Annotated in this window: 16 protein-coding genes; 3 read left to right on the top strand and 13 right to left on the bottom strand. The window is 57.3% G+C overall.

The window, feature by feature from the left end; translation table 11 throughout:
- The first annotated feature begins 122 nt into the window (after window positions 1–122).
- The 3 genes from VV088_RS02280 (at window position 123) to VV088_RS02270 (ending at window position 2,747) form a co-directional block, all read left to right on the top strand.
- Window positions 123–764, top strand: a complete 642-nt coding sequence (locus VV088_RS02280; RefSeq protein ID WP_334599181.1) for a hypothetical protein — start codon at window positions 123–125, stop codon at window positions 762–764.
- 145 nt (window positions 765–909) lie between these two features.
- Window positions 910–1,371: a sigma-70 family RNA polymerase sigma factor gene (locus VV088_RS02275; protein ID WP_160636533.1), complete on the top strand. Its 462-nt coding sequence runs from the start codon at window positions 910–912 to the stop codon at window positions 1,369–1,371.
- Window positions 1,372–1,385: 14 nt separating this feature from the next.
- On the top strand, window positions 1,386–2,747 hold the full coding sequence (locus VV088_RS02270; protein WP_334599180.1) for a DUF4179 domain-containing protein: 1,362 nt from the start codon (window positions 1,386–1,388) through the stop codon (window positions 2,745–2,747).
- Between the two features lie 80 nt (window positions 2,748–2,827).
- Here VV088_RS02270 and VV088_RS02265 read toward each other — a convergent pair whose 3' ends face one another.
- From VV088_RS02265 to ltrA (VV088_RS02205), 13 genes are all read right to left on the bottom strand, one after another.
- Window positions 2,828–3,436 carry an HD-GYP domain-containing protein gene (locus VV088_RS02265; RefSeq protein ID WP_334599179.1) on the bottom strand — a complete coding sequence of 203 codons (609 nt, stop codon included), beginning with the start codon at window positions 3,434–3,436 and terminating at the stop codon, window positions 2,828–2,830.
- 68 nt (window positions 3,437–3,504) lie between these two features.
- Window positions 3,505–4,497 (bottom strand): MSCRAMM family protein, encoded by a 993-nt coding sequence (locus VV088_RS02260; RefSeq protein WP_334600456.1) that lies wholly within the window; start codon window positions 4,495–4,497, stop codon window positions 3,505–3,507.
- 182 nt (window positions 4,498–4,679) lie between these two features.
- The gene (ltrA, locus tag VV088_RS02255) at window positions 4,680–6,560 is read right to left on the bottom strand and encodes a group II intron reverse transcriptase/maturase (RefSeq protein WP_334599178.1); all 1,881 of its coding nucleotides are present in this window, start codon (window positions 6,558–6,560) and stop codon (window positions 4,680–4,682) included.
- A 714-nt stretch (window positions 6,561–7,274) separates the two neighbouring features.
- On the bottom strand, window positions 7,275–14,039 hold the full coding sequence (locus tag VV088_RS02250) for a SpaA isopeptide-forming pilin-related protein (RefSeq protein ID WP_334599177.1): 6,765 nt from the start codon (window positions 14,037–14,039) through the stop codon (window positions 7,275–7,277).
- On the bottom strand, window positions 13,981–14,190 hold the full coding sequence (locus VV088_RS02245) for a hypothetical protein (protein WP_334599176.1): 210 nt from the start codon (window positions 14,188–14,190) through the stop codon (window positions 13,981–13,983). Before VV088_RS02245 ends, VV088_RS02250 begins: the two co-directional genes overlap by 59 nt.
- Window positions 14,191–14,216: 26 nt before the next feature.
- The gene (locus VV088_RS02240) at window positions 14,217–16,226 is read right to left on the bottom strand and encodes a M15 family metallopeptidase (protein ID WP_334599175.1); all 2,010 of its coding nucleotides are present in this window, start codon (window positions 16,224–16,226) and stop codon (window positions 14,217–14,219) included.
- 162 nt (window positions 16,227–16,388) lie between these two features.
- The gene (locus VV088_RS02235; protein WP_334599174.1) at window positions 16,389–17,012 is read right to left on the bottom strand and encodes a hypothetical protein; all 624 of its coding nucleotides are present in this window, start codon (window positions 17,010–17,012) and stop codon (window positions 16,389–16,391) included.
- 161 nt (window positions 17,013–17,173) lie between these two features.
- Window positions 17,174–17,545 carry a hypothetical protein gene (locus tag VV088_RS02230; RefSeq protein WP_334599173.1) on the bottom strand — a complete coding sequence of 124 codons (372 nt, stop codon included), beginning with the start codon at window positions 17,543–17,545 and terminating at the stop codon, window positions 17,174–17,176.
- A gap of 71 nt (window positions 17,546–17,616) precedes the next feature.
- Complete coding sequence (locus tag VV088_RS02225; protein WP_334599172.1) at window positions 17,617–18,453, bottom strand: class D sortase; 837 nt, start codon at window positions 18,451–18,453, stop codon at window positions 17,617–17,619.
- A complete protein-coding gene (locus VV088_RS02220) occupies window positions 18,450–19,613 on the bottom strand; it encodes a hypothetical protein (protein ID WP_334599171.1) in 1,164 nt (387 codons plus the stop codon). Before VV088_RS02220 ends, VV088_RS02225 begins: the two co-directional genes overlap by 4 nt.
- A gap of 12 nt (window positions 19,614–19,625) precedes the next feature.
- Complete coding sequence (locus VV088_RS02215; RefSeq protein WP_334599170.1) at window positions 19,626–21,206, bottom strand: S1 RNA-binding domain-containing protein; 1,581 nt, start codon at window positions 21,204–21,206, stop codon at window positions 19,626–19,628.
- Between the two features lie 6 nt (window positions 21,207–21,212).
- A complete protein-coding gene (locus VV088_RS02210; RefSeq protein WP_334600455.1) occupies window positions 21,213–22,679 on the bottom strand; it encodes a VirD4-like conjugal transfer protein, CD1115 family in 1,467 nt (488 codons plus the stop codon).
- Window positions 22,680–22,745: 66 nt separating this feature from the next.
- Window positions 22,746–24,560, bottom strand: coding sequence for a group II intron reverse transcriptase/maturase (ltrA, locus tag VV088_RS02205; protein ID WP_334599169.1), 1,815 nt, complete (start codon window positions 24,558–24,560; stop codon window positions 22,746–22,748).
- Window positions 24,561–25,202 lie beyond the last annotated feature (642 nt).

The following is a 25,202-nucleotide window of genomic DNA, read 5'->3' as shown; positions in this document are numbered from 1 at the left end:
GAAGCGTTATGGCATTTATACCCAGAACCATGTTATTGATGTTATTTCTCACTGCCCGCCAGTTGTGGCACGCTACATCATCTAAAGGGATACATCATTAAATCACAGCTGAGGGTGGAAACATGAACCACATTGAAGTAAAACAAGCAAAAACCTGCTACGACTACCTGGAGCACTATTGGGTTATTGACGGCACCCCCATCACAATCTATCTGGATCGCCACACTCCCGATAGATTTGGTTCTTTGCTCGGCCTGATGCCTGCCTGGAACGGGGAATTGCTATCGCAGTGGGAAAATGATTTTGTGTGGGAGATGGTAGACAGTCAGGAGGAGTTGAATGTACCCATCCTCGTTTGCGAGGATGATCAGGATCTATCCTGTATTGTTATCATGGCGCATATCCGCAAAGAAAACACTGTGGTTCATTGGGATAAAATCGGTGTGCTTGACCATTCCAATTTTGACCTCCAGGAGTACAACCAAAGTGGTATTCTCTGCCTGGAGGCATACAGCAATCAGGATTGGGAACTGTATGGTTCCAACATTGCATTAGAGCGGTATGGAAGTCCAGAATACTGGGAATGGGTAAACAATAATTGTTATGAAGAACACATCCGAAGATTGCGAAATTACATGAAACCATATATGCAGGAAGAAACAAATATTGAATGGTTATGGTTCTGTAACTGGACTTTTGCGGCAGGCAATTATGCGGCGGTGGTAGAGTATTATCGGGACTTGAAGCAACAGGCTAAATGTTGATCTGCCCCTGCCGCAAAACCGGCTAAGACGGGAGACGCGCCAAAACGTCTCCCGTCTTTTGATATGCCTCGGAAAAAATTTTTTTGTAGGATAAAGGCAAAACCAGCCAGCTGCGCGTCTAATGGGCAGAAAGGAGGGAAGACACTTGACCGAACAGGAGTACATCCGCCGGGCGGAATCCTTAAAAGAACAGCTCTACCGCTGTGCAGCAGTCTACTTGGGCAGTCCTTCCGATGCTGTGGATGCAGTGGATGAAGCGTTCTACAAGGGCTTCCTGGCCTACTCAAAGCTGCGGCAGCCGGAGTTTTTCGATACCTGGCTCACCCGCATTCTGATCAATGTCTGCAACAGCGAACTGCGCCGGCGCAAGCGAGAACTGGCCGTGGCCGAACTGCCCGAAACGGCCCAGGAGGAATTTGACGCCCTGCCCTTGAAGGAGGCGCTGCGCCGCTTGCCAAAGGATCTGCGGGATGTGATCATCCTGCGCTACTTCACCGGCCTCACCCTGGAGGAGACGGCGCGAGCCTTGGACATTCCACGAGGTACTGTCTCCACCCGGCAGAAGAAGGCCCTATCCCTGCTCCGGCTGGAGCTGACTGACGAATAGAAGGAGGTTGTCAGATGGAAAATCGAACTGTAGAATTTCAGGCCATGTTGAACGAATTGGCCTCGCCTCCCAAGCAGCTGGAGGACAGCGTACAGCGCGCCCGGAAACGCGCCCGGCGCTCCAGGATGCTCCGCCGCTTCTCCGCTCCCCTTGGGACCGTTGCCTCGGTCGCCGCCTGCTTTGTACTGATGGTGAACCTTTTCCCCGCCTTCGCCCTGGCCTGCTCCAGTGTGCCGGTCATCCGGGAGCTGGCCGCCGCCGTTGCCTTCTCCCCCAGCCTGTCCGCTGCCGTCGCCCACGACTATGTGCAGTATATTGGGCAGTCCCAGACGGTGGATGGGGTAAAGGTAGATTTGGGATACGCCATTGTGGATCAGCACCAGATGGTATTCGTCTACTCAGTAGATGGGGGCAGATTCTATTCCAGCCCGGAGCTGCTTGATGAAAACGGGGATCATATTGCTGCCGCCTACTCCACATCCAACGTCAAAGGGGATATAAGCGGGCAGGCAAACGGCATGGAGTCCATGATCCTCTCCTTCAGCGCACCGAACGACCTGCCTGAGCGATTCACCATCAACATGTACTTCCTGGCGGAGCAGCAGCCGGAGACGCCAGCCATGCCCGCTCCTCCAAAGGCATCCTTGGGAGAGTCGATGGAGGACTGGACAAACCCGAGAAACGACCCCGGCGTGCTGTGCTTTACCTTTGATGTGACTCTGGATATGAACCGTATCGCCCAGCCCATCACTGTCCCAGTGAACCGCTGGATGGAGCTGGACGGACAGCGCATCCAGGTGGAGCGGCTGGAATACACACCCACCCGCACCATCCTCTATCTGGGCGAGGATCAGACCAACACCGCCTGGCTCAAATCGCTGAAATTCTGGTTTGAAGACCAGTCCGGCCGCCGGTATAATGATAAGGACGGCTCTCTGGTTTCCAGCAGCACACTGGAATCTCCATCCCAGCTCACCTACTATTTCCAGAGCTTCTACTACGACCCGCCCAAGGGACTGACCCTGTGCGTTGATAAGGCGGAGTGGCTGGACAAGGACGCGCCCCATGTGGTTGTGGACCTGACCAGCGGCGAGGCCACCGGCCTGCCTGCAGGGGTGGAACTTGTGGAGGTTCGTCCCATCGGAGGCGGTGTGGAGCTTACGATCCTGTCGCCAAAACTGCGGGAGCAGTTTGCTCAGAGCTTTTCCCACACCTATTGGGACCCGGAGGGCGGCGAGCATAAATGGCATCAGGTGTCTACCATTCGCGTGGATGCCGAGGACAGCGACAGTGGAGAAGCCATGCATAAGAAGCCATGCATAAAGAGGTCTTTTATCTGGACAACTACTCCTGGGACGCTGTGGAACTGGAATTGAGCTATACCAGCGTAGCCGAGTATGTCGAGCCTGTCCGGGTGCCGATGACGGCGGAATAACCGGGCCGTGAACTGCTGTGGTCAGGCATATACCGCCTGACAGATCGTACCGATATGCCGGGCGAAACAGGCCAGGAGCAGCGGGTCAAAATCGCCGCAGGCCCCAGCTACAATCATGCTGCTGGCCTGTTCCTGGGTAAACGCCGACTTATAGACCCGGGAATGTACCAGGGCGTCAAAGGCGTCCGCCAGCCCCACCACCTGGACCCAAGGGGTGATCTCCTCCCCAGCCAGCCGGTCCGGGTAACCGGAACCGTCCCATCTCTCATGGTGGTGGCGGCACACGTCGCAGATGGCAGGGAACGCCTCGCACTCCCGCAGCTCCGGCACCCGTTCCAGCAGGTCGCAGCCCTGGGTGGTATGGGTCTTCATCACCTCAAACTCTTCCTTGGTCAGAGAACCGGGCTTATTGAGGATCTCCGGGGGGATGGCCCGCTTGCCAACGTCGTGGAGCAGGGCCAGCGTGGAGTACAGCCGGATCTCCAATGTGGACAGGGCCGGGATCACAGCGGCGGCGGAGCAGACCCGCAGGAGGCTGTCGGTCAGGTCCTGGAACTGCACGCTATGGGGGGCGTGGTCAATGAGCAGCTGCTCCCGGCGCAGGACGGTAAAGGTTTGTTCCATGTCCATGGTCATATCACCTCACAAATGTAAAATGGGGGCGGCCCTCTTTTTGAGGACCGCCCCTTGCAAATGGATCAATAGCCCGTCTTGGGCAGGGGAAGATTTGGCGTCAGCTTGCGCACGACAGTGACCCAGCTGGCCTGGCCGGTCTGCCAGGTGCCCTGGTACTTGCCGCCCACGTCGGCCCGGTTGATGATCTGATAGCCGTTGGCGATGGTGCCCAGCACCTGGACCGTCAGCGTGGGGTTACTGGTGGACTGGAAGCCCACAGGTACCTTGCCGAAATCCAGGTAAATATCTGTGACATACTCGCCGGCCTGCATGGGAATGGCGTTCAGGCTGAAGGAGTAGCTGCTGCTGGTGATCAGGTTGGACGCCAGCACCTGATAGGCAGCGGTGTAGTTGGTCTTGTAGAGGATGCGATAGTTCAGTCGGGCGCTGTAAGTGCCGGTGGTAAACACCGTGGCCCGGGCTGCGTCGGTGGGAATGCGGTCGTGCCAATAGTAGTTGTCAAGCGGCACGTTGCTGGTGTTGCCCACAGTAAAGTCGTAGCGCATCTGGCTCCCGGTCAGCACCTCGGCGTTGCCCCGCTTGGTGATGACCACACCCAGGTTGGAGGGCTTGTCGTAGTCGCTCACCTTGATGATCTGGCCGGAATACTCCAGGGTTTCATCGAAGGTCTTGCCGCTGACCTGCCAGTAGGCGGGAGCAGTGACCTCGACGATCTTATACCGGCCCAAGGGCAGGGGCTTGGAGGCGGCCACGCCTCGGGCGTCCGTGGTGATATAGTCCACCACTTTGCCGCTGCGGGCCTCGCTGATTTCATACACGGCCCCCTGGAGGGGAGCGCCGGCGGGGGTGCCGGTGACCTCGTTGTACTCGGCGGCGAACTTGTGGATCTGGAACTGGCCCGTGATGGGAGTGTTCTTCCATTCGATTTCAATGGTCTTACCCGGCTGGACGTAAACGGTCTTGTACTCCTTGTCCAGCTCGTAGCCGGGCGCCGCCTCCAGCTCACGGATGAACAGCTTACCCTTGCCCTGTACGGTGAGGTCGTCGATGTAGATGTACCCCTCATTATCGGTGGAATACTCCCCGATGGGGTTCTTATTCTGGTCATAGACCAGATAGCGATAGGTAATCCGCCGCTTTTACTGCCCTCATAAGAGGACAGCAGTCAGAGCGGATTTTCCCCCGCTTCGCACCGTGCGTGCGACTTTCACCGCACACGGCGCTCCATCAATGCAGATTATTTGTTGCGTGTATGTGAAGGAACCAGTTTTTCCCTATAACCGATAATTTTCTTCTGTGCTTTTGCATCAAACTCGCTTATATCATAGTTCGGGTTATTAACTGCGTCGAGGCATTTCTTGTGCAGGGATATCAGATTGTTGACACGATTTACCTTATTCAATGGGAGATTTGGGTTGACCCGGTGTGCCCATGGCATACTGGAAATAAGCCAGCCGCCGCAAACCCGGCACTTGAGTTTGTCACGGTTGAGCGCGTAGGCCCGATTCATAATAAACTCAAAGTTGTTAAGTTTTCCCCATTGCCCATATCTGGTTGCTCTGGCCGATTTTTCCGAGTACATTTCATCAAGGCGAGCGTGTATACGCTTCTTTTTCGTGCGCTCAAAGAAAAGTTGCCTGCCAGCTTCAGTGTAGGGCGTCTCTTCCTCCTTTTTGGGGATAGTTTTCTCCCATTTGCAAAAGGAAAGTGCGGTAAAACCGATATAAATATCGCGATATTTCATGGAGGGTATCTTTTGCTTATACTGCTGATGAACACGGGGAAGATTTTGCGTTTGATTTGCAGGAATCCACTTTCCCTTGTACTGCGTCAGGCGGCGTCTGGCAACGAATTGTAGCCTCCTGCTATACTTCTTCATGGAAATGTTCACCCAGGTACAGCATTGATCATATTGGATAATTCCCCTGATTTGGCTGTTGATGCGATTGATTGCGTCCACCATTTGTTCCCGGCTGTAATAGTGCGGGATTTTCTTGATGTCATGAGCAATCTTGTCAGTTTTCCGCCTTAATCTGTCTCTTTCTGGAATCGTTCTTGGAATATAGCCTTTTCGCGCTTTTCCCGGAACCACCTTGTATTCATAGCCAAGGAATTTGATGTACTTTTTTCGGATATCTGTTATCAGCGTTTTCTCTGGGGATAGTGTCAGCTTCATTTTGCTGTGGAGAAATATTTGCAGTCGTTTTTTCCAGTCCTCGGCATGAGCGCGTGTGTCTGTGATGATTATGAAGTCGTCTGCGTATCGGACGAGGAATCCTGGAATCAAGGCCGTTCTACGCAGACCTTTGTACTTGCGGTAGGGTTTTGAGAATGGATATTCTGTTTTCTTTATTTCCCACTGCTTGGTAATCCATTCATCCATGATGTCCAAGTAGACATTTGCCAATAGGGGACTAATTAACCCTCCCTGTGGCGTACCTTCCTCATTTACCTCACATTCATCCATGACCCCGGTTTTCAGCATTGCCTTGATGATTTGCAGTACCCGTCTGTCCCTTATCCCCATGTGATAAAGACGTTTCAGGAGAATAGCGTGGTCAATACGGTCAAAGCATTTGCTGATATCACCCTCGACAATCCAATGGTAGCCAGTATGATGAACAAGCAATTTTGCGCGTTCCAATGCCATAGGTGCGTCCCGCATGGGCCGAAAACCGTAGGAATGGGCAAAGAACTGTGCTTCGAATATGGGTTCTAACACAATCCTCATGCACTCTTGTACGATTCTGTCCCGTATGGTAGGAATGCCCAGCGGACGTTTTTCGGCTTTTCCTGGTTTGTCGATATACACCCGGCGTATTTTCTGCGGCTCAAAGTGCTTGAACGCGCTTTGAATATCTCGAATGACCCACGAATGGGAGTGTTGCAGGTAATCGCGCATGGTTTTGGAGTCCACACCGGGGGTTTCACTGCCGTGGTTACTTTTGATGTTGTGAATTGCTGTGATGATGGTTGCTTCTGCTGACATAATTTCCAGAAGTCCCTTGAGCGCTGGCCTTCCGCCCTCGTCATAGACCTTTTTGCTGTGCTGATACAGTTTATCTTGGAGCTTGCGTAATTCCGTTTCGGTTTTCGGGTAGTCGAATTGTTGTGCCATACGCACCGCCTCCCTTCGGAATTGGTGTTTCTGGTTTTAGTCAGGTATGCCTACGGCTTCCTCGACCTTCTGTTCACATACGAATCTGCACTGACTATGCCCCTTCGCTCCGTCCGCCTTATTATTGCGGACATCCTCGCTACTACGGGCTGCTGCCCCATGGATTAGCGGGTCATTTCCTACCCGCGCGGCGGAGGTGCCACTCCACTTACTTCAAAAAGATGAAGTGCCGTCCATGGTTCCTTTGTTCCCTATGCTTTAGCTTTACATATCGGTTTTAGCCCGTCCCTCTAACCCGGCTGCCATCTTTGACTTGTGTGATATTCTGCCAAAGACATTCGACCTTAATGGTTTTCTGCCGTTTTCCACAAATTCAAATTTCAACGGCGGCAGCACCCCTCATGGGGGCGGATGGCTGTATAATCATCCTGGCGTTTACGAGCCGTACTCTCAGGACATATGTCGGTTGCAACAAAACATACTGGACATGACCGATTTATAGCCTCCTGCGGCGCGATACCGTCTCAGATATCGCCTCCGCTCTTTACCGAGCTTCGCACGTTCCATATGACACTATGGACGCACGTCGGAGCATCAGAGTTTTGGTCACCCGTCACACCGGGTCAGGCAGGTTCTGCCCCTGCCGAATCAAGCATAGAGTTCAGATTTCTTGCGAAATCTGCCTTGTTTTATTGCGTATTTCTACGCAGATTGTCAAGGAACAAAGCGCGCGAATTTCACATCATAGATCCCCTCGCCGGTAACGCTGTTCACCTTATGGATGATGATGCCCGAGAAGGGGGCGTTGGTCACAGTCAGCGTGGTGGTCTTGCCGTCCTGGATGGTGAAGTAGTGGGGGGTGCTGTCGATCTTGAAGCCCTCCGCCGCCTCGATCTCCACCGCGTAGAAATCGCCGGCGTCCATGGGCAGGAACACCCGGCCATTGTCGCCGGTGGTGATGGTGTCCACCAGCCCGCCGTCCATCTTCCGAATTTCAAAGGTCACGCCCTTGATGCGCTGGGACTTGTCCGACTCGGAGACCTTGATCAGCTCCAAACCGCCCACAGGGGTGTTGTAGAAGGTCAGGGTCTGCACCTCTCCGGACTTGATCTCAATGCTCTGCGGGGTGGAATCCAGCACATACCCGTCCAGCGCCTTGGTTTCCTTGGCGGTAATGACGGAGCCGGGCTCCAGGTCGGAGATGGTGATGCGGCCATACTTGTCGGTCTTGTAGATGCCGTTGTTCGGCCCCACGAAAGCACCGGAGCTGTCCGTCACCAGGAACTCCACACCGGCCAGGCCCTGGTCCTTGCTGCCCTCTACCAGCTTCTGAATCACTAAAGTTTGGGTGGGGGTGTTGTAGAAAGTGAGGTACTGGGTATCGTCGGCGTTGACCTTCACCGTCTGGGATTTGGTGTTGGGGGCGATGATGTAGCCGGGAATGGTCTCGATTTCGGTTGCGATGATGGTGCCGGTCACGCCCTGGACATTGATCTGCCCATTGCTGTCCGTCACATAGATGCCGTTGGTGGACACCTTGCCGCCGTCCTGATCCACGTTGGTCCCATCGGCATAGGTCAGCTTGAACCGCACCCCGGCCAGAGGCTTCTTGGACACAGCATCCAGCTTCGTGATAACGAGTCCGCCCGCCTTCTTGTTCCAGAAGGTCATGGTCTGCGCTTCGCCAACCTTGATCTTGATGCTCTGGGGCGTACCATCCAGGACAAACCCCGCCAGCGTCTTGGTCTCCCGCGCGGTCACGGTGGTTCCCGGCTCCAGGTTGGAGATGGTGATGCGGCCGTCCTTATCGGTATAGTAGTAGCCGTTGTTGGGGCCGACTACCGCGCCGGAGCTGTCGGTGACCAGGAACTCCACGCCCTTCATGGGCTGGTTCTCGGTGCCCTCCACGAATTTCTGGATGACGAGGGTGGTGGTGGGATCATTCTCAAAATCGAGATTGTTCCCGCCGCCGGTGCCAGTGCTGTTGCCGCCGGTGCTGTTGCCGCCGGTGGGGCCGCCGCTCACGCCGCTGGTCAGGGTGTTGCCCGTCCCGTTCCGAACCACGATGGTCTGGGGGGTGGGATTAAGCACATAGCCCTGGGGCACCTTGGTTTCGGTCACTACCACGGTGCTGCCGGGAATGAGGCCGGTGACGGTCACAGTCCCGTCCTTCCCGGTGGTGAACTTCCCGATCAGGCTGCCGTCGCTGTACCTGACCGTGAACTCGGTGTTGGGTACGGGCTTCCCGGTGACGGAATCCACCTTCGAGATGGTCAAACTGCACAGGGGGTCGTTGTAAAAGTAGAGCGTCTGGGTGTCGTCCGGGGCGACCTCCACGGTCTGGGTACGGTTGGCCTCATGGATGGTGTAGCCGTCGATGCTCTGCACCTCGGTCACCACCAGGGAGCCCACCACGCTGTTGAGAATGATCTGCCCGTTTTCGTCGGTGTAGTACAGGCCGTTGGAACTGATCTTCCCATCCGCGTCCGGGAGGAAGCTGCCGTTGGTGGTGGTGATCTTAAAGGTGACGCCCTCCAGGGGAACCTTCTTATCCGCAGAGCTGCGCTTATTGATAATGAGGCAGCCCGTCTTGGCGTTCTCAAAAATCAGGCTGTTGGCGACGCCCTGCTTGATCTTGATGGTCTTGGGGGTGGGGTCCTTGATGTAGCCGTTAGGGGCCTTTTCCTCCGTCACGATCACGATCTGCCCAGGCTGGAGGCCGGTGATGGTAATGAGGCCGTTGCGGTCGCTGGTGTACCGGCCGTTGTTGGTGCCGATGGCGGCGCCGTCTTCGTCGGTCACGTGAAACACCGCGCCGGGCAGCGGGGTCTTGTCCGTGCTCTGCTTCAGAATGGTGAGGGAATTATCCCTTTTATTCCAGAAGGTCAGGGACTGCACCTCGCCGTCCTTAATGAGAATCTTCTGGGGGGTGCCGTCCAGCACGAAGCCCTCTACCGTCTTGATCTCCCTTGCGATGACGGTGGTACCCGGCTCCACATCAGACAGCACGATCTCGCCGGCCTTGTCGGTATAATAGATCCCGTCGTCGGGACCTACCGCCGCGCCGCTGCCGTCGATGACCTTAAAGGCGACGCCGGAAAGAGGCTCAAAATCCGTACCCTCGATGTACTTCCGAATGACGAGGGTGGTGCCGGGGGTGTTGTAGAAGTGGAGGGTCTGAACGTCGTTGGGGTTGACTACCACCGTTTGGGTCTTCTCCGCCGGGTCGATGGTGTACCCGGGAATGGTCTTGATCTCCGTCACGACCAGCGCGCCGACCACGCCGTTGATGGTAATTTTCCCATCCCGGTCCGTCATATAGATGCCGTTGCTGCTGATCTGGCCGTTTTCATCGGGGACAAACTCGCCGGTGGCGGTGGTCACCTTAAAGGTAACGCCGGCCAGCGGTTTGTTGGTGACGGAATCCCGTTTGTCGATGACCAATGTGCCCGCCTTGGAGTTTTTCACGATGACCGTCTGGGTGTCGCCGTTGGCCCCAATGACCACATTGGTGCTGGGAGAATCCATGACGTAGCCCGCCGGGGCCTTGATTTCAGACAGTACATAGGCCCCGGGTGCGAGGTTGGTGACCCTGATTTCGCCCTGGGCGTCGGTGGTAAAAATGCCGTTCTGGGTGAGGGTGCTGGTGCCGATCACACCGTCCAGACCCACTTCGCACCCCGCCGCCGTAGTGATGCGGAACTCCGCCCCGGAGAGCGGCTTGTTGGTGGCGCTGTCCCGTTTCTGGACAATGAGCTGGCCCTTGGGCTGGTTTTTCATGGTCACGCTGACCGTCTTACCCGCCTGGATCACTACTGTCTGGGACTGGGTATCAATGAGGAACCCCGCCGGGGCCTTGGTCTCAGTCACCACGACGCTCTTGCCAGGGATCAGGCCCTCGATGCGCACCTCGCCGTTTTCGTCCGAACGGTAAACACCGTTGGAGTCGCCAATGAGGCTGCCGTCCGAGTAGGCCACCTTGAACTCCGCGTTCGCCAGCGTGACGCTGGGGTTGACGCTGCACACCTTCCGGATCAGGAGGGAGCCGGTGGGCTGATTGCGGAACTCCAGGGTCTTGGTCTCGTTGGACTCGATCTTGACCGTCTGGGGCACGTCGTCTAAAATGTACCCCGGCCTTGTCCGGGTCTCCTTGACCACCAGTGTGGTTCCCGGCATGATGTCGGACACCAAGATGGAACCCGCGCTGTCGGTGGTGAAGTAGCCGTTGCCGTTACCCACCACAGCGCCGTCGCTGGTGGTGATAAAGAACTGAATATCACTCAGCGGCTCCTTGGTGATACTGTCCACCTTCTTGACCAGTAGGGAACCGTACTTGCTGTTGGTAAAGGTGAGGGTAATGCAGTCCTGCTCCTTGCCGCTGATGTAGGCGGTCTGCGGGGCAGTATCCATGACGTAGCCGTGGGGGGCGGAAATTTCCTCGCAGACGTATGTTCCCGCGTCCAGGCCGGTGATCACGATATTGCCGTTGCTGGAGGTCTGATACTCCCCGATGATGGTACCGCCGCTGCCGGATGTCCCGCCCAGGTAGCGGACGCGGAACCAGGCGTTCGCCAGAGGCGCCCCGGTGTCCGAATCAATTTTCCGGATGACGAGAGCGGATTTGGGAATATTTTCAAAGGTCACCTCAACGGAGGTGTCATGCTCGATGTAGATGGTCTGCTCGGAGGGCTCTTTGAGCATGAACCCTGCCGGCGGTTCCACCTCGATGATTTTGTACCAGCCGGTGTCCAGGCTGTCCAGGTGGATGATGCCATTTTCATCGGAATAGTAGTAGCTGTTGGTCAGCTGCTGGTAGGTGCCGTTCTGGTTCTTGTCCTTGGACACCCAGATTTCAAATTTGGCCCCCTTGATCCCGTCCCCGACGATACTATCCACCTTATAGATGGTGAGGCCGGGTTTCTTCTCGTTCTCAATGGAGACCTCTGTGGTCTTGCCGGGGCGCAGGTAGACCTCATGGGGCGTAGTATCCAGAATGTACCCTGCCGGCGCCTGTTTTTCCGTGATGATATAATAGCCTTCGGTGAGGTGCTTCTGAGGCACAGTGATGGTGCCGTCCGCGCCTACGGGGAAGTCCCCGATTTTCACACCGGCCTTGGTCTTGACTTCAAAAATCGCGCCGGTCAGGTGCTTGCCCGCGATGTCCACCTTCACGATCTTCAAGGTGGGCCGCTGGTAATTCTGGAACTCCACCTGGGTTTCCTTGTTGGGGAACAGGGTCACAGTCTGGGGGGTGGTGTCCAGAATGTAATTTTCCGGAACGCTCTGCTCGGTGATGGTATAAACTCCGGGCAGGAGGTCGGTGATGACCACCTTGCCGTCGGGACCCGTGGGCTTGGTGGTGATGGTGGGGCCGTCCGCGCCCCGCAGCGTGAAGGTCACGCCGGGCACGGGGTCTGTGCTGTCCTTGTCCCGTTTGCTGATGACCAGGCTGGGCCGCTTGTCGTTTTGCAGATGGATCTCAGCGGTCTTGCCCGGAGACAGCTCCACATGGTACTCGGTGGTGTCCAGGATGTGGTCCGGCAGGGTGGCCGTCTCCACAACGGAGTAGATTCCCGGCTCCAGGCCCTCCACCAGAATCTCGCCGCCGTTTTGGGTGGTGCGGTCGATGGAGTGGCTGGCGTCCCCAATGGGGGTGATCTTAAAGGTAACACCGTCCAAAGCAGTCCCGTCCGCGCTGGTTTTGACCAGCCGCAGACTGGGCTTTTTTGTGTTCGTAAACACAAATTCGGCGGTGTCGTTGGCCCGCAGGTGGATGATGCGCTGGGCGTTGTCCACCACATAGCCGGGGCACTCCAGTTCCGTCACCTCATAGGAGCCGACGGGGAGCTTGCTCAGGTCGATCTCACCATTGCCATCGGTGACAAATTCCTCCGGGCCGTAGCTGCCATCAATGGCCCGGATGCTGAACTTCACGCCGGGAATGGTCTTGGAGGGGTCGGCGCTGTCCACCTTCACCAGCTTCATGCCGGGTTTGGTGTCGTTAAAGAAGAACAGCTCCTTGACGCCGCAGCCGGCGGTCAGCTCAATCTCCTGGGGGGCGGTGTCCTTGATGTGGCTGTCGTCCCCGGTGTCCACCTCCACCGCCCGGTAGGTGCCCGGCTCGATGTTGGTCAGGAGGATCTCGCCGCTGCCGTTGGTCTCATAGCGGCCCAGCGAAAGGCCGTCCCGGAAGATCTCAAAGGTGACGTTCGCCATGGGCCGGTGGCTCTGCCGGTCATATTTCACGATCTTCAATCCGACCTTCGCCAGATTTTTGAAGACCAGAGGCCCGGCAGGGATGGGATTGCCGTTGGCGTCCAGCTCCAGCTTGATCTGCTGGACCTCGGTGGTAGGCTCGTAATTGGGGGGCGGAACCAGCTCCGTCACGGCGTACTCACCGGGCTTGATGTACTTTCCTGTGGATTCCGTGGGGTCCCACCACTGCACGCTCTCCAGCACACCGGCTTCATCGGTGTCAAACTCGTAGACGCCGTTGGTGACGGAGGAGAACTTAAAGGTGGCGGGGCCGACGCCGGTGTTGGTCAGGGCGTCCCGCTTGAACAGAAGGGCCTTCCCCGGCTCGGGGATGCCGCCGTTCTCAATACCCGCCGCCGGGCCTACCTGTACCGCGCCCGCCGCCGTGGAATTATCCGGGGCCTTGCAGGTCACGGTAAAGGGCGAGGCCAGCGGAGTACAGCCGGCCGGGGCCTTGGTCTCCTTGACGTACAGGGTCACGCTCTTGCCGTCCTCCACAATGTTGGGAACGGACGTACTCGCTGTGCCGTCAGAGCCGGTGGTCATCACGGCCAGGGGTGTGCCGCTGCAAGAGGAGTCCGCATAGACTGAGAACTCCGCGCCGGCCAGGGGCTTCTTATCCTTGGCGGCGATCTTTTTGAGCTTCAGGTAAACGGGCTTCTTCTCAGTGATGGTAGTGCCGTTAGTGAAGGTCACCTTGGATGCACCGCCGCTGCTGGAGAATTTCTTGGCGGCCATATCGGCGGTACCGCCGGTGCCGGTGATGCCGGTCAGGTAGGAGGTGTCGTCCTCTGTCACATCAAACCGGAAGGAGGCATCCGCCTCAAACTCGATGCGGATGGTTTCATCAGCCTTCAGCGTAAATTTCAGGCCGCTACCAGTGCTTGTGACCTGGCTTGTGCAGTCTGTACCGTTTTTCTTCGCTGTGAAGCTGGCAGGGCTGCCCGCAGTATAGGTCACGGTAAAGCTCCAGGTCTCCCCGGCGGGGACGGAGCCTCCGGCCTTCTTGGTCACCTCCAGGGACGGCCCTGTGGGCTCAGGCCGCTCGAAGTTGAACGGACTGAGGATGTGCAGGCCATAGGAGCACCGCTCGGAAAAGATGGTGTCTCTGACCTTGGCGGCCTTCGTAATACTGTCCACGAAGCTGTCCGCCTCGGTAAAGCCGTTAGTGGAACACAGCTCCTCGCCGGTGGGGACGCCGCTGCTGTCCAAAGGGTACTCCAAAAACTGAGTTCTTCTTCTGGCGCATCCACTGGGCCATGTTGCGAATGGTGGAGGACTGATCGTAAATCAGATTGCCCTTAGTTGTGGATTCGCTGTTATAGAGGGAATAGGCCATCATCTCCCGCAGGGTGTAAGCGCGTCGGAAGACCATCCGGGTCCACGAAAACGCCGCCGGTCTCAATGATGACCCGGTACTTGGTGCGCAGGTTGCCGCTGGCAGTCGTGGACATACTCAGACCAATTTTTGATAGCGTCATCCTTGCTCCAGCCGCTGTTGCTGCTGGTTGCACTCAGGCGGCCCAGCAGATATAAAAAGGCGTCGTTGGGTTTGTAGACCTTGTAGAGATTGCCAGGAGTAACGGGCTTAGGATCGGTGCCCCACATGGAGGTATAGTCGCCATCCACCCAGCCAGTGGACCATTTGGAGCTGTTGCAGTGGAACATCTGCTCCTTCTGCGTGTCTGTAATCCCGGTGGCCGCCTGAAACTCGTCAGCGGTGGTCACCCATTTCTGGTTATAGCCGCTGGTAGCATCATAGGCATAAACTGTACCGCCCATCAATTCAGCGGCACTGGAGCCCTTGCCGTTGTACTGCATGGCAGAAGAATTGAACCAGGTGATCCGGCGGCGGCAGGTATCAGCATCCCAGTTTTCGATGCTGCCATTGCCCCAGACCACATTCAGGGGTGTACCCACCACATGCCAGGTATTGAAGTCATTGCTGTTGATGTCCTTGACTACGCCTTCCGGAAACTCGATCAAGGTAAAGCGGAGGAAGGTCCGCTCCGGATCGGTGGCCCAGTCCACATCGCTGGTGCTGGGCTTCTGACCGCCAGGGCTGCCAGGGTTCAGGCCGCCCGTACCTCCATTGGCGTAGGAGATGCCAGCATTGGCAGGAACCCGCCGGATACCGCTGCCGCTCAGCTTGGTCAGCGCCTGATAGGGGACCGTGCTGTAAGCCCGGTCAATGGTATAGCCGCCCTTGGTATTGACCGCCTCCTGACCGGAGTAGCTGCCCTTCGCCATAATCTTCGCCACATTGGGGTCATTGAAATGCCACCACTCACTGGCGAGGGGGATCAGGCCGGCGCTGGTGCAGTAGCTCTGAAGCCGTTTCGCACCCTCGGAGGCGGCGAACCGCTCCGTCCAATTCTCCAACTCATTGGGCATGGTATAGGAGCTGACAGGCTCCTGGAAGCGAATCGCGGCCGAACTCAGCTGGTGCATCCGCGTCGGCATCTCATACTCTTTCCAGTCCTCGTACTTCCGGTAAGTGGCGCCATCCAGCGTGTACTCATGCAGCTCCGCAGGATCGCCTTTGGCAAGGCTCATATCCACAGCTAGCCCCGCCTGATGGTTGGATGTGCCGTTAGAAATGAACCAGCCCTGCTCACGGGCATAACCCATGGCACTGGCCTTATCCATGTCGGCGGACACATCGCTGTCGCTGTCCCAAAGGGCGGTGAAACCGTCCCGCACTGCGGACTGCACTCCGGCGGGCCGGAAGGTCTCATAGATCACCAGCGTCTCACCGTTGGACATGGCGGACTGCTGGACCTTTGCCAGCCGCTCGGCCAGGGTGAACATACAGGGGACGACATACTCATAGCGGCTCAGCCTGGAGCTGAACTGCCGGGCGTTGTAGTAGGATTTCCCTGTAACGCCGGGAATGTCCTTCCCGTCTGCGGCCTGGAAGATGCTGCCGCTGCTGTTGGTCAGGTTGTAGGCGATGCTGGGAACAACGTCCGGCAGATTGATGAAGATATGCTCCTTATCCACCCAGCCGGTTTTCCCTAGCTGGCCGCCTTCCCAGGCGGTCACATTGCCGTTGCTGTCAACGGCGAGGCCAATCTTGACCCTATCGCCACCGTTGTAGGCCAGGATGGCGAAGGGGACGGGCTTGGAGCCGTCTGAGGCGGGAACAGATGCGGCCTGCGCCCCGCTGTTCTCGGTACTGTAGACCGGAAGCGGAAGGCAGGTCCCGTTCCAACCGGTAGCCCCGGCGATATTGACCTCAAAATCGCCAGTGGGGGCATAGGCCGCGATGCTGCTGGCCGCTTTGGCGGACGTTCCCTCCGCAGCAAGAGCGGTGGCCGGCAGCATCCCGATGATGGTGATGACCGCCAGCAGGCCGGACAGGGTGCGCTTCCAGTTGGATTTGATGCTTCGGGAGAGAGATTTCAACATGAATGCGTTTCCTCCTTTATTCATTTTGAGCATAGAAAAAGGACTGCACGAAACCGTGCAGCCCTTGGGCTGATGGTATTGAATTGACAGGCCGGGACTATTCATCCTGGGATCGGTAGTTTTTGGGGCATGAATCGCCTCCTTTGTCCTGTTTTGTCGTTGTCAGCTGCCAGAAATGGCAGGCCACGCTTCCACACTTTCACCGGTGAAGGGGACATTCTCAGGATAGCGGGTCCACACTTCAAGATGATGTGGAATACGTCCACCGCTGAAGCCAGTCAGACTGTAGCTTCTAATGTCCGGATGCTCGGTGCTGGGCCATGTGATGATTTCACCACTGTTGCCATCCGTATAGTGGAACCGCCCCTCCTGATTCGGGGACTCAAGGGCAATGACTACATGGCCCACTACTCCGTCAGGACTCACTACAAATACAATATCGCCAGGGCGCATTTCCGTGAGATCGTCCTGCTTGCGGCCCGGATTAGCCTTGTCTCCAAAAACAAGGGAGCTGACCATGGAGGCGTAGCCGCTGCACCCGTAATACTCGCTGACCCAGTAGACGTCCATAACACGGTTGGCTGCCGTGCTGGGAACCTCGTTTTTATGGGTTCCTGGCGTATTGTGCGTCCCCCAGACCGTGCCGTGGGGCCAATCCTGTTCCAGCTGGCGCAGAAGCTCCAGCACATTTTCCTCGGTGACAGGCTTCCCGTTGGACAGAAAGCCGTCCCCAGTGCTGGGAGGTACGCCTGGACGTGCGCCGGTCTGGGCACGGTAGATCAGCACCGCCATTTCGCCTCGGGTGATGGTATTGGCGTGGGCGGTGGATTCGTCGATCCAGCCCAGACCGGCGGCATAGGAGCAGGCGGTATTGTAGTTACAGATACTGCCCTCTCCATCCGCAACACCGCAGACCCGCAGGATAACGGTGCAGGCTGCCGCCGGATTTACCGGATCTGACGCCCGTAACGCAAGGTGTCATACCCGGCTACCAGATTATTTCGGACGCAGTAGCCCACAAAGAGCTTCGCCCAGGCCGGAACATCCGTGAATTTGCAGCCCTGCTCGTAGTAGCCGGTGTTGGCGAACAGTTCTTCCGTTCCGTTGCGAAGCCGCGTGAGCAGGACCGCCAGCTCGGCGCGGTTCAGTCCGGCGTCCAGATTCAGATTGCCGTTCTGGTCGCCGGTCATAATGCCCTGCTCCCGCACATAGGCCGCCGCCATCTCCAATTCGGAGGGCGGAGCGGCCGCCACGGCGGGGACTGCCATGCTCAGGCTGAGGGCGCAGGCCAGCGCCATAGATAAGAACTTTTTCCTCATTGAGAAAACCTCCATTCATTTCATTATACACTGTTATACGAAACAAAACAAAGGCTTTCAACAATATCCCTTTACTTTTTTTCGACAGCCTGGACCACGACCCGGCTTTCCGGGTGGTCTGCCAGACAGGTGGTGAGGGTGATGCGGTTGTCGGCGGTGGACTGGAGGTAGCTCCAATCGGTGTTGGAAATGACAGTTACCGTCTCCACCGCATAGGTACGGGTGCCGTAGACCGTGGTGTAGGTAATGGTATCGCCCTGCTCCAGATCCTTGATGGCCCCGATCACGTACTTAGCGCCCCGGTTGTGGCCGCACATTGCTACATTTCCATCCCAGGCGGAGGTGGAGCTGTAGTGCCCCAGCCCCTTTTTCATGCTCTCGGCGGTCTCGCCCTCCCAGACCTTCATATTGATGCTCAGGGAAGGAATTTTAATGGTGCCGATGTGGCCGTCCTTATAGGCCATCCCCTCCACGCTGGTGTAGGCGGGCTGCTGGTAGGTGGGGGTGGTGGGGAGCGTGGGGACGGTGGGATTGGTGACAGAGGTGGAGCCGCCGGCGCCGGTTCCCTCAACCAGCACCGTAATGGGGCCGCCGCCCCCGGCCACGCCGTAGCCGCCTCCGCCCGTTCCCACAGTCTGCTGGAGGCCGGGGAGGATGGTGCGCTCCATCACGCCGGTCATGGTGGTGCTCTGGACGCCGTACTCCAGCTCGGACACCTGGTAGTCCACCACATTTTTCCCGCCGTAGTTGTACTGGGAGCCGTAGACATCCTCATAGCTGGTGCTGCCGTAGAAGTCCTGGGGGGCGTCCGTGGTAAAGGAGTAGTCCGACGCGAAGACCGGGACTGTCAGGGACAGCGCCGCCGTAAGGGACAGCATCAGGCCCGCGATTTTTCTGATATGCTTCAAGTTGCTTCCTCCATTTCTTCTATATGGTTGTCCAAAGGGAATTCATGCCAATCGCCGGGATTGTCCCTAAGGACCATATACCGCTGCGCCCCGCAGGGGTGATTGACGGTAAAAATTTGATTCAGCAGCTTCTTTGCCAGCGGCTTCTTGATTTCTACCGCAAGCATATGCGCGGAACCGATCTGGTCCTCATTGACCTGGATCTCCGGCTTTTCCGGTTCTACCCGGAATTTGGCAATCAGCTTATAGTCCCGGGGCTGGTCGCCGGGGACATAGACATAGACGTTCTTGCGGTGCAGATACAGCCAGACGCCGCCGCCAGCCAGCGCCGCCAGCAGAGCAATCACCAGGAGCGTCCCGCCAATGGCGGCTGCGTTCCCGCCGGACAGAGGGCCGCCCTGCTTGACCAGCTCAGTGGGCTGCGGAGGCTCGGGTACAATCTCCGTTCCCACATAGACAACCGTGTAGGTAATGCTCTCAATGCCGGAGGCGGTCACGGTCCCCTTGTACTCCGCTGTGGAGACATAGCCGGTCGCCACCTGACTGCTGGTGGAGGCGGAGTAGGTCGCCACCGCCTGATAGCTGGAGGGGGCCAGCACGTCCCCCACCAGATCGGTGCCGATGACCTGCCACTCCACATTGGCGAGGGTCAGCGTTCTGCCATCCTTGACGGTCGTGGCGGGGATGTAGGACATATCGTTGCGGTCCAGTGGCCCGATGGTCTTGGTGGCGGTCACCTTTCCGCTCTTGGTGGTATAACCCGCCGCCTCGGTGGTGATGGTGGTATGATCCAGGGCCAGCTCGCCGGTAAATTCCCCGTCATCGTAGAGGATGCTGGGGGCCAGCTGTTCCAGGACGGTATTGAGGTCCTTTTTCCCAGTTTCCACCGTCACCGTCTCAGTCACGGCCTTGGTTTCCAGGAAGGTATGTTCGTCCTTGGTGGTATAGGCCCAAGTATAGGTGAAGCCGTCATACTCAAACGACGGCTCCTTCAAGGTCTCGGGGTCAGTGCCGGGGGGAAGCTCATAGGTCTTGACGATGCGCTGCTGGCCGTTGAGGTTTTCCACCACCAGACTGATCGGGACCTCCGCGGCCAGGGCGGTGGCCGTCAGCGACAGCACCAGCAGCACCGACAGCGCCAGATGCCTCAAATGCTTCATAGGCCCTCTCCTTTACAAATTTTGTTTGATGATTCTGGTGATGATGCCGATTGCGATTCCCTTTTCTTCGTCCAGCCGGGTAACCGCAAAGCTGACATCATCCTTCTTGCCGGGTGTGCGAAGATCATAGCAGGCGTGGGCAATAGCGTTGACGCCGTTATTGAGCCGGATGTAGACAACGCCGCCCCGCACATCGGTGACCCGCCCGGCGTACCGGCCCTGCCGCACGCATTTCTTCAGGTCGTCGCTGGCAGTGTCGGCAGAGGTGCTGCGCACGTCGGCGGTGATGGACAGGTCCTCCACCGTAGTGCCGGTGATCTTCTGCACCCGTACCAGGATGCGGTCGCCCACATGGTAGTGCTCGGCGGCGTCGCCCACCCAGGCGCGGGACAGGCCCCGGGCCAGGATGGCACACTCCACGCCGAACACCTCCACCCGGACCACCTTCTCGGCCACCGCCACCACACGAGCCTGCACTACGCGGCCCTCGTAGATCATGGGCTCGCCCCGCTCGTCCTTGTCCAGATAGAAGGTCTGGCGCTTGCGGTACATGGCGTCCCTGCGGCTGGCGACCACGCTGCGGCTCTTGTTCTCGTGGCCCTTCACGATGAAGTCGATCTCGGAACCCAGCCGGGCGGTGAGGATGCCCCGCATACGGGACATCAGCTCCTGGAACTCCGCGCCGGAGGGGACCCTGCCGGTGAACAGCAGCATCTCCTTCACCGGGATCGCCACCCGGAAGCCCTTATAGTTGACCACTGCCACGGTCATGCCGGATTCCGTCCGCTCCACGCCGTCCAAAGTGCCGGTGAGGATGCGGCGGGTCCAGTGGGCGTTCTGGATCTCGTGCCAGATGATGGCCTCCCGCTCCTCCACCGTCTGCACCTCGTCTCTGGCCTCAATGGTCAGCACCCGGTCACGGCGGGGGTCGGCGGCGGGGGTGCTCTCGGTACGGCGGGGCCGGCCTCTGGGCCGCCGGGGCGGGGCAGGCTCCTCGCCGTCCATACCGCCCTCCATCTCAGCGGGGGCGGCGGGCGGCACAGGAGCCGGGTCCTCACCGGGCGGCGGGTCCAGGGTCAGGGGGTCCTCACCGCCAGTCTCACGCTGGCCCGCCTCGCCCAACTCCTGAAGCAGCGCCCCATACTCGGGGTCGTCGCCCTCCAGCTCCATGCCCTCCTGGGGCTGCGGGGAACCGGCGGCGTCGCCCACCTCGGGGAAGGGGTTCTCCTCACCCGCGGGGAAGGTATCGCCGGGCGGCATATCGCCCCACGGCGCGTCACTGGGCAGGGCATCGGCGGGGAACTCCTCCTCAGTGGGCGGGACTTCCGCGCTGGGCATATCGCCATAGGCGGCCTCGCCGGGCATATCCTCGCCCGACGGAACCTCTCCGGCGGGGACGTCGGAAGGCAGGCCGTCAGACGGGGCCTCCCCCTCGGCGGGGATGCCGTCCCCGGCGTACTCTCCGCTGGGGGCGGTGTCCGGGAAGCCGGCGTCCTCCGGGAACTGGCCGGCGTTCTCTTCCACGCCGGACTCGGCGGCGGTCAGGGCCTCCATAGGCGGTTCATCAGGGATCACAGTTTTCTTTCTGGGCATAGTTTGTTACTCCTCCTTTTTTGGTTTTGATAAAATACTGTCTTTTGTGGCGGTGACCACCCGCTGGCCGGGCTTTTGGGCCGGCTTCGCGGTGGAGCGCCTGGGCGGGGGTGGGGGTGATGCCGGCTCCTGGGGCGGTTCCCTGGGAGCATCGGCCGGGACAGGCGGCGGGGCCTCTGTTTTTGCTGGGGCGGGTTGTTTGGCCGGCGCCGCTTTCCTGGCTGGGGCTTTGGGACGCGGGGGCTTGGGCTTGGCCGGGGTGGGAGCTGCCGCCTGCTCCGCCTTCTGTTGCTCAGACTGCCATGCGGGGATGTGGGAGGCGGCCTTGCTCGGGCGCAGCTTCTTTGCTTCCGGGTGCTTGGAATAGTCGTATTTATCAACCTCCAGTACATTTCTTCCGCGCAGGATGACCAATGCCCGGTCCACATCCATGCGCAGCACTTCATCCATAGTCAACAATTTGCGTTTGCCCACACCGCTGGTCTCCCGGTACTCTGGTGTATAGTTGGAGATGCGCCAGGTACCCAGCTGCTTGGCCTTGCTGGTGACGGCGATAGACGCTTCTCCTGTACGGTCAGAGATAAACTGTGCGGTCAGGGCATCGGTGCAGCCCAGAAACAGGGTGATGTCACAGTTGCCCAAAATCTCCTGCCACTGGTTATAGGGATAGCGGTTCTGGAGTCCGGCAAGGTTTTGGAACACGCAGGACATACTGATATTCCGGGAGCGGATGACCGAGATTTTCCGGCTCAGGTCCGGAATGACCCCGCAGGCGCACAGCTCCTCGCCCAGCATATGGACGGGGACAGGGAGCGCACCGCCGGGACAGTTCTGGTCGGCGTACCGTACCAGCTTAATGAAAATGAACGACAAAAACAGCGAGGACAGGAAATCAAAGGTGCTGTCCTGGTCGCTGGTGATGCAGTAGTAGGCGCAGGGCTGCTTGCCCGGCAGCTCCAGGTCAATTTCATCGTGGCCGGTGATGTTTCGGATGTCCTGGTTCTGAAATACCTGGAGCCGGGAACCCAGGCCAATAATGACGCCGCCCCGGACGCTTTCACTGGACTGCTTGAAAATGCTGTAGGGAGCCTTGGCCGGGTGGGAGATGGGGAGTACATCGAACAGGGCGTTCAGCTCTTTTTCGCTGCTCATGGCGAGAAGCTGGTAGACCTCCCCGATGTTGCGCCTGTCCTCCGGGTAATTCCGTTCCACATAGAGAACAAGGGCTTTCAGTAAATTCAGTTCGGCGTTGTCCCAGAAGTGGTCACCCTGCCCGTTTCCAGTATTTTTGATGATAACGTCGCAGAAAAGCTGGGCCATCAGCTCCTGCCCCTCGATCTCCGAAAGGCAGTTCCAGGAATCAGAGGCGGCGGGGGTGACCAGATTGAACACCTTGACGGTGTAGCCCTGATCCCGAAGGTAGGCGCTGCTTTTCTCGTAAAGTTTTTGCGATAGGTAAGCGTTTGAAGTAATCTCCGGCTTTTCCCCCGCTTAGCACCGTGCGTGATAGTTTCCCATCACACGGCGCCCCATCAATGTTTACCTATATTCGATTTTACAGTTGCCAGCCAACAGCCGGAATTTATTGAGTTTCGCCATGTTGAGCTTGCAGTGTTTCAGCTTATCGAGATATTTTTGGATGATTACCGGGTCGGTTGCGTGGATGAGCTTATGAACATCCCCCGTTACCAGCGCCAGATTGGAGTAGTTGTCCTTTCCGCCGCTGGATTTTGGCGTGATGTGGTGGACTTCCATATCCCCCGACAGCAGGGGCTCTTTGCAAATGGCACATTTTCCCCGCTGAGCGATGTAGAGAGAAATGCGGTTGTCGTTCAACTCGGTACTCTGCCCCTGTATGGGATGCTCCATGAGTTTTTGCAGGATAACAGGGCTGATTGCCTTCTGCAGCTCATGGATTTTAGCCCGTCCCTTTTCGGAGTAATTGCAGATGTCGGGAGAGAAGCACATAGGCGGCGTAGTTTTCACTCCGTTGATTGGAAAGAGCGCCAGCCCAGCCACATTGAATATTTTCCCGGTAAAATCGCCATAGAATTGCTGAAATGCCTGGCTTCGCAGGCCGGTCTTGCTTCGATGGCTTTTCGTTCTGCATAAAAGTGTCTTTCTGACATCAAAGGCGATGCGGTCAAAGTCGAGGTATACGTTGGTTGCGATTTTGTAGTATTCATGCAGGCCCAGCACCATAGCGTTGAACTGCATCACGCTCCATTGGTTTGGCTCTCTGCCGATTCGTCCAATGGCTGAGCGTATGTTTTCCCTGCACTTTTTCTGCGCCTTGTCTGCCATGTGCGATTTCAGCACCCATTTTCCGCTTTTGGGGCGGAGCTTCAGCTTGAAGCCGAGAAAGTCTGAGTATCTCTTTTTCAAATTGACGATTTTAGATTTTTCCAGGCTGATTTCCAGCCCCAGCCGTTCTTTCAGCCACATTGTCGTTGCTTCAAATATTTTCACTGCGTCACTGCGGCATTTGCAGAACAGCTTGAAGTCATCCGCATACCGTACCAAATACACCTGCTTCAGCGTGCCATTTCCTTTGTAATGGGGCCGGCTTCGATACCGTTGCAGTTGGGGAAATTCCTCCCACTGGCTGGCAATCCACCAGTCCAGCTCATTCAGTACCACATTGGATAACAGCGGGCTGAGAATACCGCCCTGCGGCACCCCCTTTGCCGGAACGCCCTCACCTTGGATGGGCGCTTTCAGCATTTTGGACAGGACGCACAACAACTGCTTGTCCCGTATGCCCAGTGTCCAAAGCTGTTTCAGCAGCTTCCCATGGTTCACATTGTCAAAGAAGCCCTTGATGTCCACGTCCACCACATAGCGGTATTTCGAGATATTCACCAGGAACATTGCCCTGGCTACCGCATGGTGGGCGCTTCGGTTTGGACGGAAACCATAGCTGTGTTTGTAGAATTTTGCTTCACAGATTGGCTCCAGCACTTGCTTGATACACTGCTGAACGATACGGTCTTCCATAGTGGGGATGCCCAGCGGGCGCATACGTCCATCTGGTTTGGGGATTTCCACCCGGCGGACTGCATGAGGGTGAAAATTTTGCAGTCGTTTTCGCACATAGGCAATCAGTTCCTCCGGCTGTTTCTCTCCCATTTCAACGATGGTGGTCGAGTTTACGCCTTTGGTCTTACTGCCCTTGTTCTTTTTGATGGCGCGGTAGGCCAGCAGGATATTCTGCTCACTGGCAATCAGCTCCATCAGGTGCGTGAAGATTTCGCCGCGCTGACTTCTCTCATATAAATCGTCAAATAGTGCTTGGGTACTGTAATACTCATTATTTCTGAGTGCTTGCTTTTTCTTTGGTTTGTTGGCTGCCATAAGTCGGCTCACTCCAATTTCTTGAAGGGTTTGCCTCTCTTAGTCATACTCGAACCTTATGCAGAATGATTTTGCTCATTTGAACTGTAACTTCGATTTATTGTAAAACACTGACTGGCGGCTATCCCTCCACGGCTTTATTAGCTCCGTTTCATTGGTACTGTGCCGCCACATTCACCAGCGCAAGGCAGGTTGTTTCCGAAGATTTTTCCCTGCCGCCGCTTCACAGAGGTCAAGCTCTCCGCGTCGCTGGCTTACCACGTTCCGATTGTCCTATCCTGTTTTCAGCATCCGTAGGTCTTCTCTATAAGCCTGTCTGCTTGCCGCCGCCTGTAACAGCGCAGGGACTTTCATAAAAGCCGAGTTTTACTCATCCCCACAGACCTCACACGATGGTGAGATTGGCCCATTCGGCCAATACCCTATTTAGACCCGTACAATCGAGAATACGCCTCCGCCATGCTGTAACATGGAGGATTCTAACCATAGATGCTTACTTGGACTCCCGGCCTATCACGTACTCGACCACCTCTGGTTCGCTGTTCCTGTACCGCATTCCTGCGTCTTTAGGGTGCGCTCTCAGCCGACTTCACCGAGCTTATGACATTTCCGCTCCTGACAGCGTCCATGCCATTCGGAGGA

Origin of the sequence: Lawsonibacter sp. JLR.KK007, from assembly GCF_036941135.1 — a bacterium.
GTDB lineage: Bacteria > Bacillota > Clostridia > Oscillospirales > Oscillospiraceae > Lawsonibacter.
The sequence above is the reverse complement of the archived record's forward strand: the minus strand, read 5'-3'. Positions and strand labels throughout refer to the sequence as shown.

Excerpts from the sequence above, each read along its gene's own strand:
- VV088_RS02280 (WP_334599181.1), top strand. The coding sequence starts at position 123 with ATGAACCACATTGAAGTAAAACAAGCAAAAACCTGCTACGACTACCTG.
- VV088_RS02270 (WP_334599180.1), top strand. The coding sequence starts at position 1,386 with ATGGAAAATCGAACTGTAGAATTTCAGGCCATGTTGAACGAATTGGCC.
- VV088_RS02265 (WP_334599179.1), bottom strand. The coding sequence starts at position 3,436 with ATGGACATGGAACAAACCTTTACCGTCCTGCGCCGGGAGCAGCTGCTC.
- ltrA (WP_334599178.1), bottom strand. The coding sequence starts at position 6,560 with ATGGCACAACAATTCGACTACCCGAAAACCGAAACGGAATTACGCAAG.
- VV088_RS02245 (WP_334599176.1), bottom strand. The coding sequence starts at position 14,190 with ATGGTCTTCCGACGCGCTTACACCCTGCGGGAGATGATGGCCTATTCC.
- VV088_RS02240 (WP_334599175.1), bottom strand. The coding sequence starts at position 16,226 with ATGTTGAAATCTCTCTCCCGAAGCATCAAATCCAACTGGAAGCGCACC.
- VV088_RS02230 (WP_334599173.1), bottom strand. The coding sequence starts at position 17,545 with ATGAGGAAAAAGTTCTTATCTATGGCGCTGGCCTGCGCCCTCAGCCTG.
- VV088_RS02220 (WP_334599171.1), bottom strand. The coding sequence starts at position 19,613 with ATGAAGCATTTGAGGCATCTGGCGCTGTCGGTGCTGCTGGTGCTGTCG.
- VV088_RS02215 (WP_334599170.1), bottom strand. The coding sequence starts at position 21,206 with ATGCCCAGAAAGAAAACTGTGATCCCTGATGAACCGCCTATGGAGGCC.
- ltrA (WP_334599169.1), bottom strand. The coding sequence starts at position 24,560 with ATGGCAGCCAACAAACCAAAGAAAAAGCAAGCACTCAGAAATAATGAG.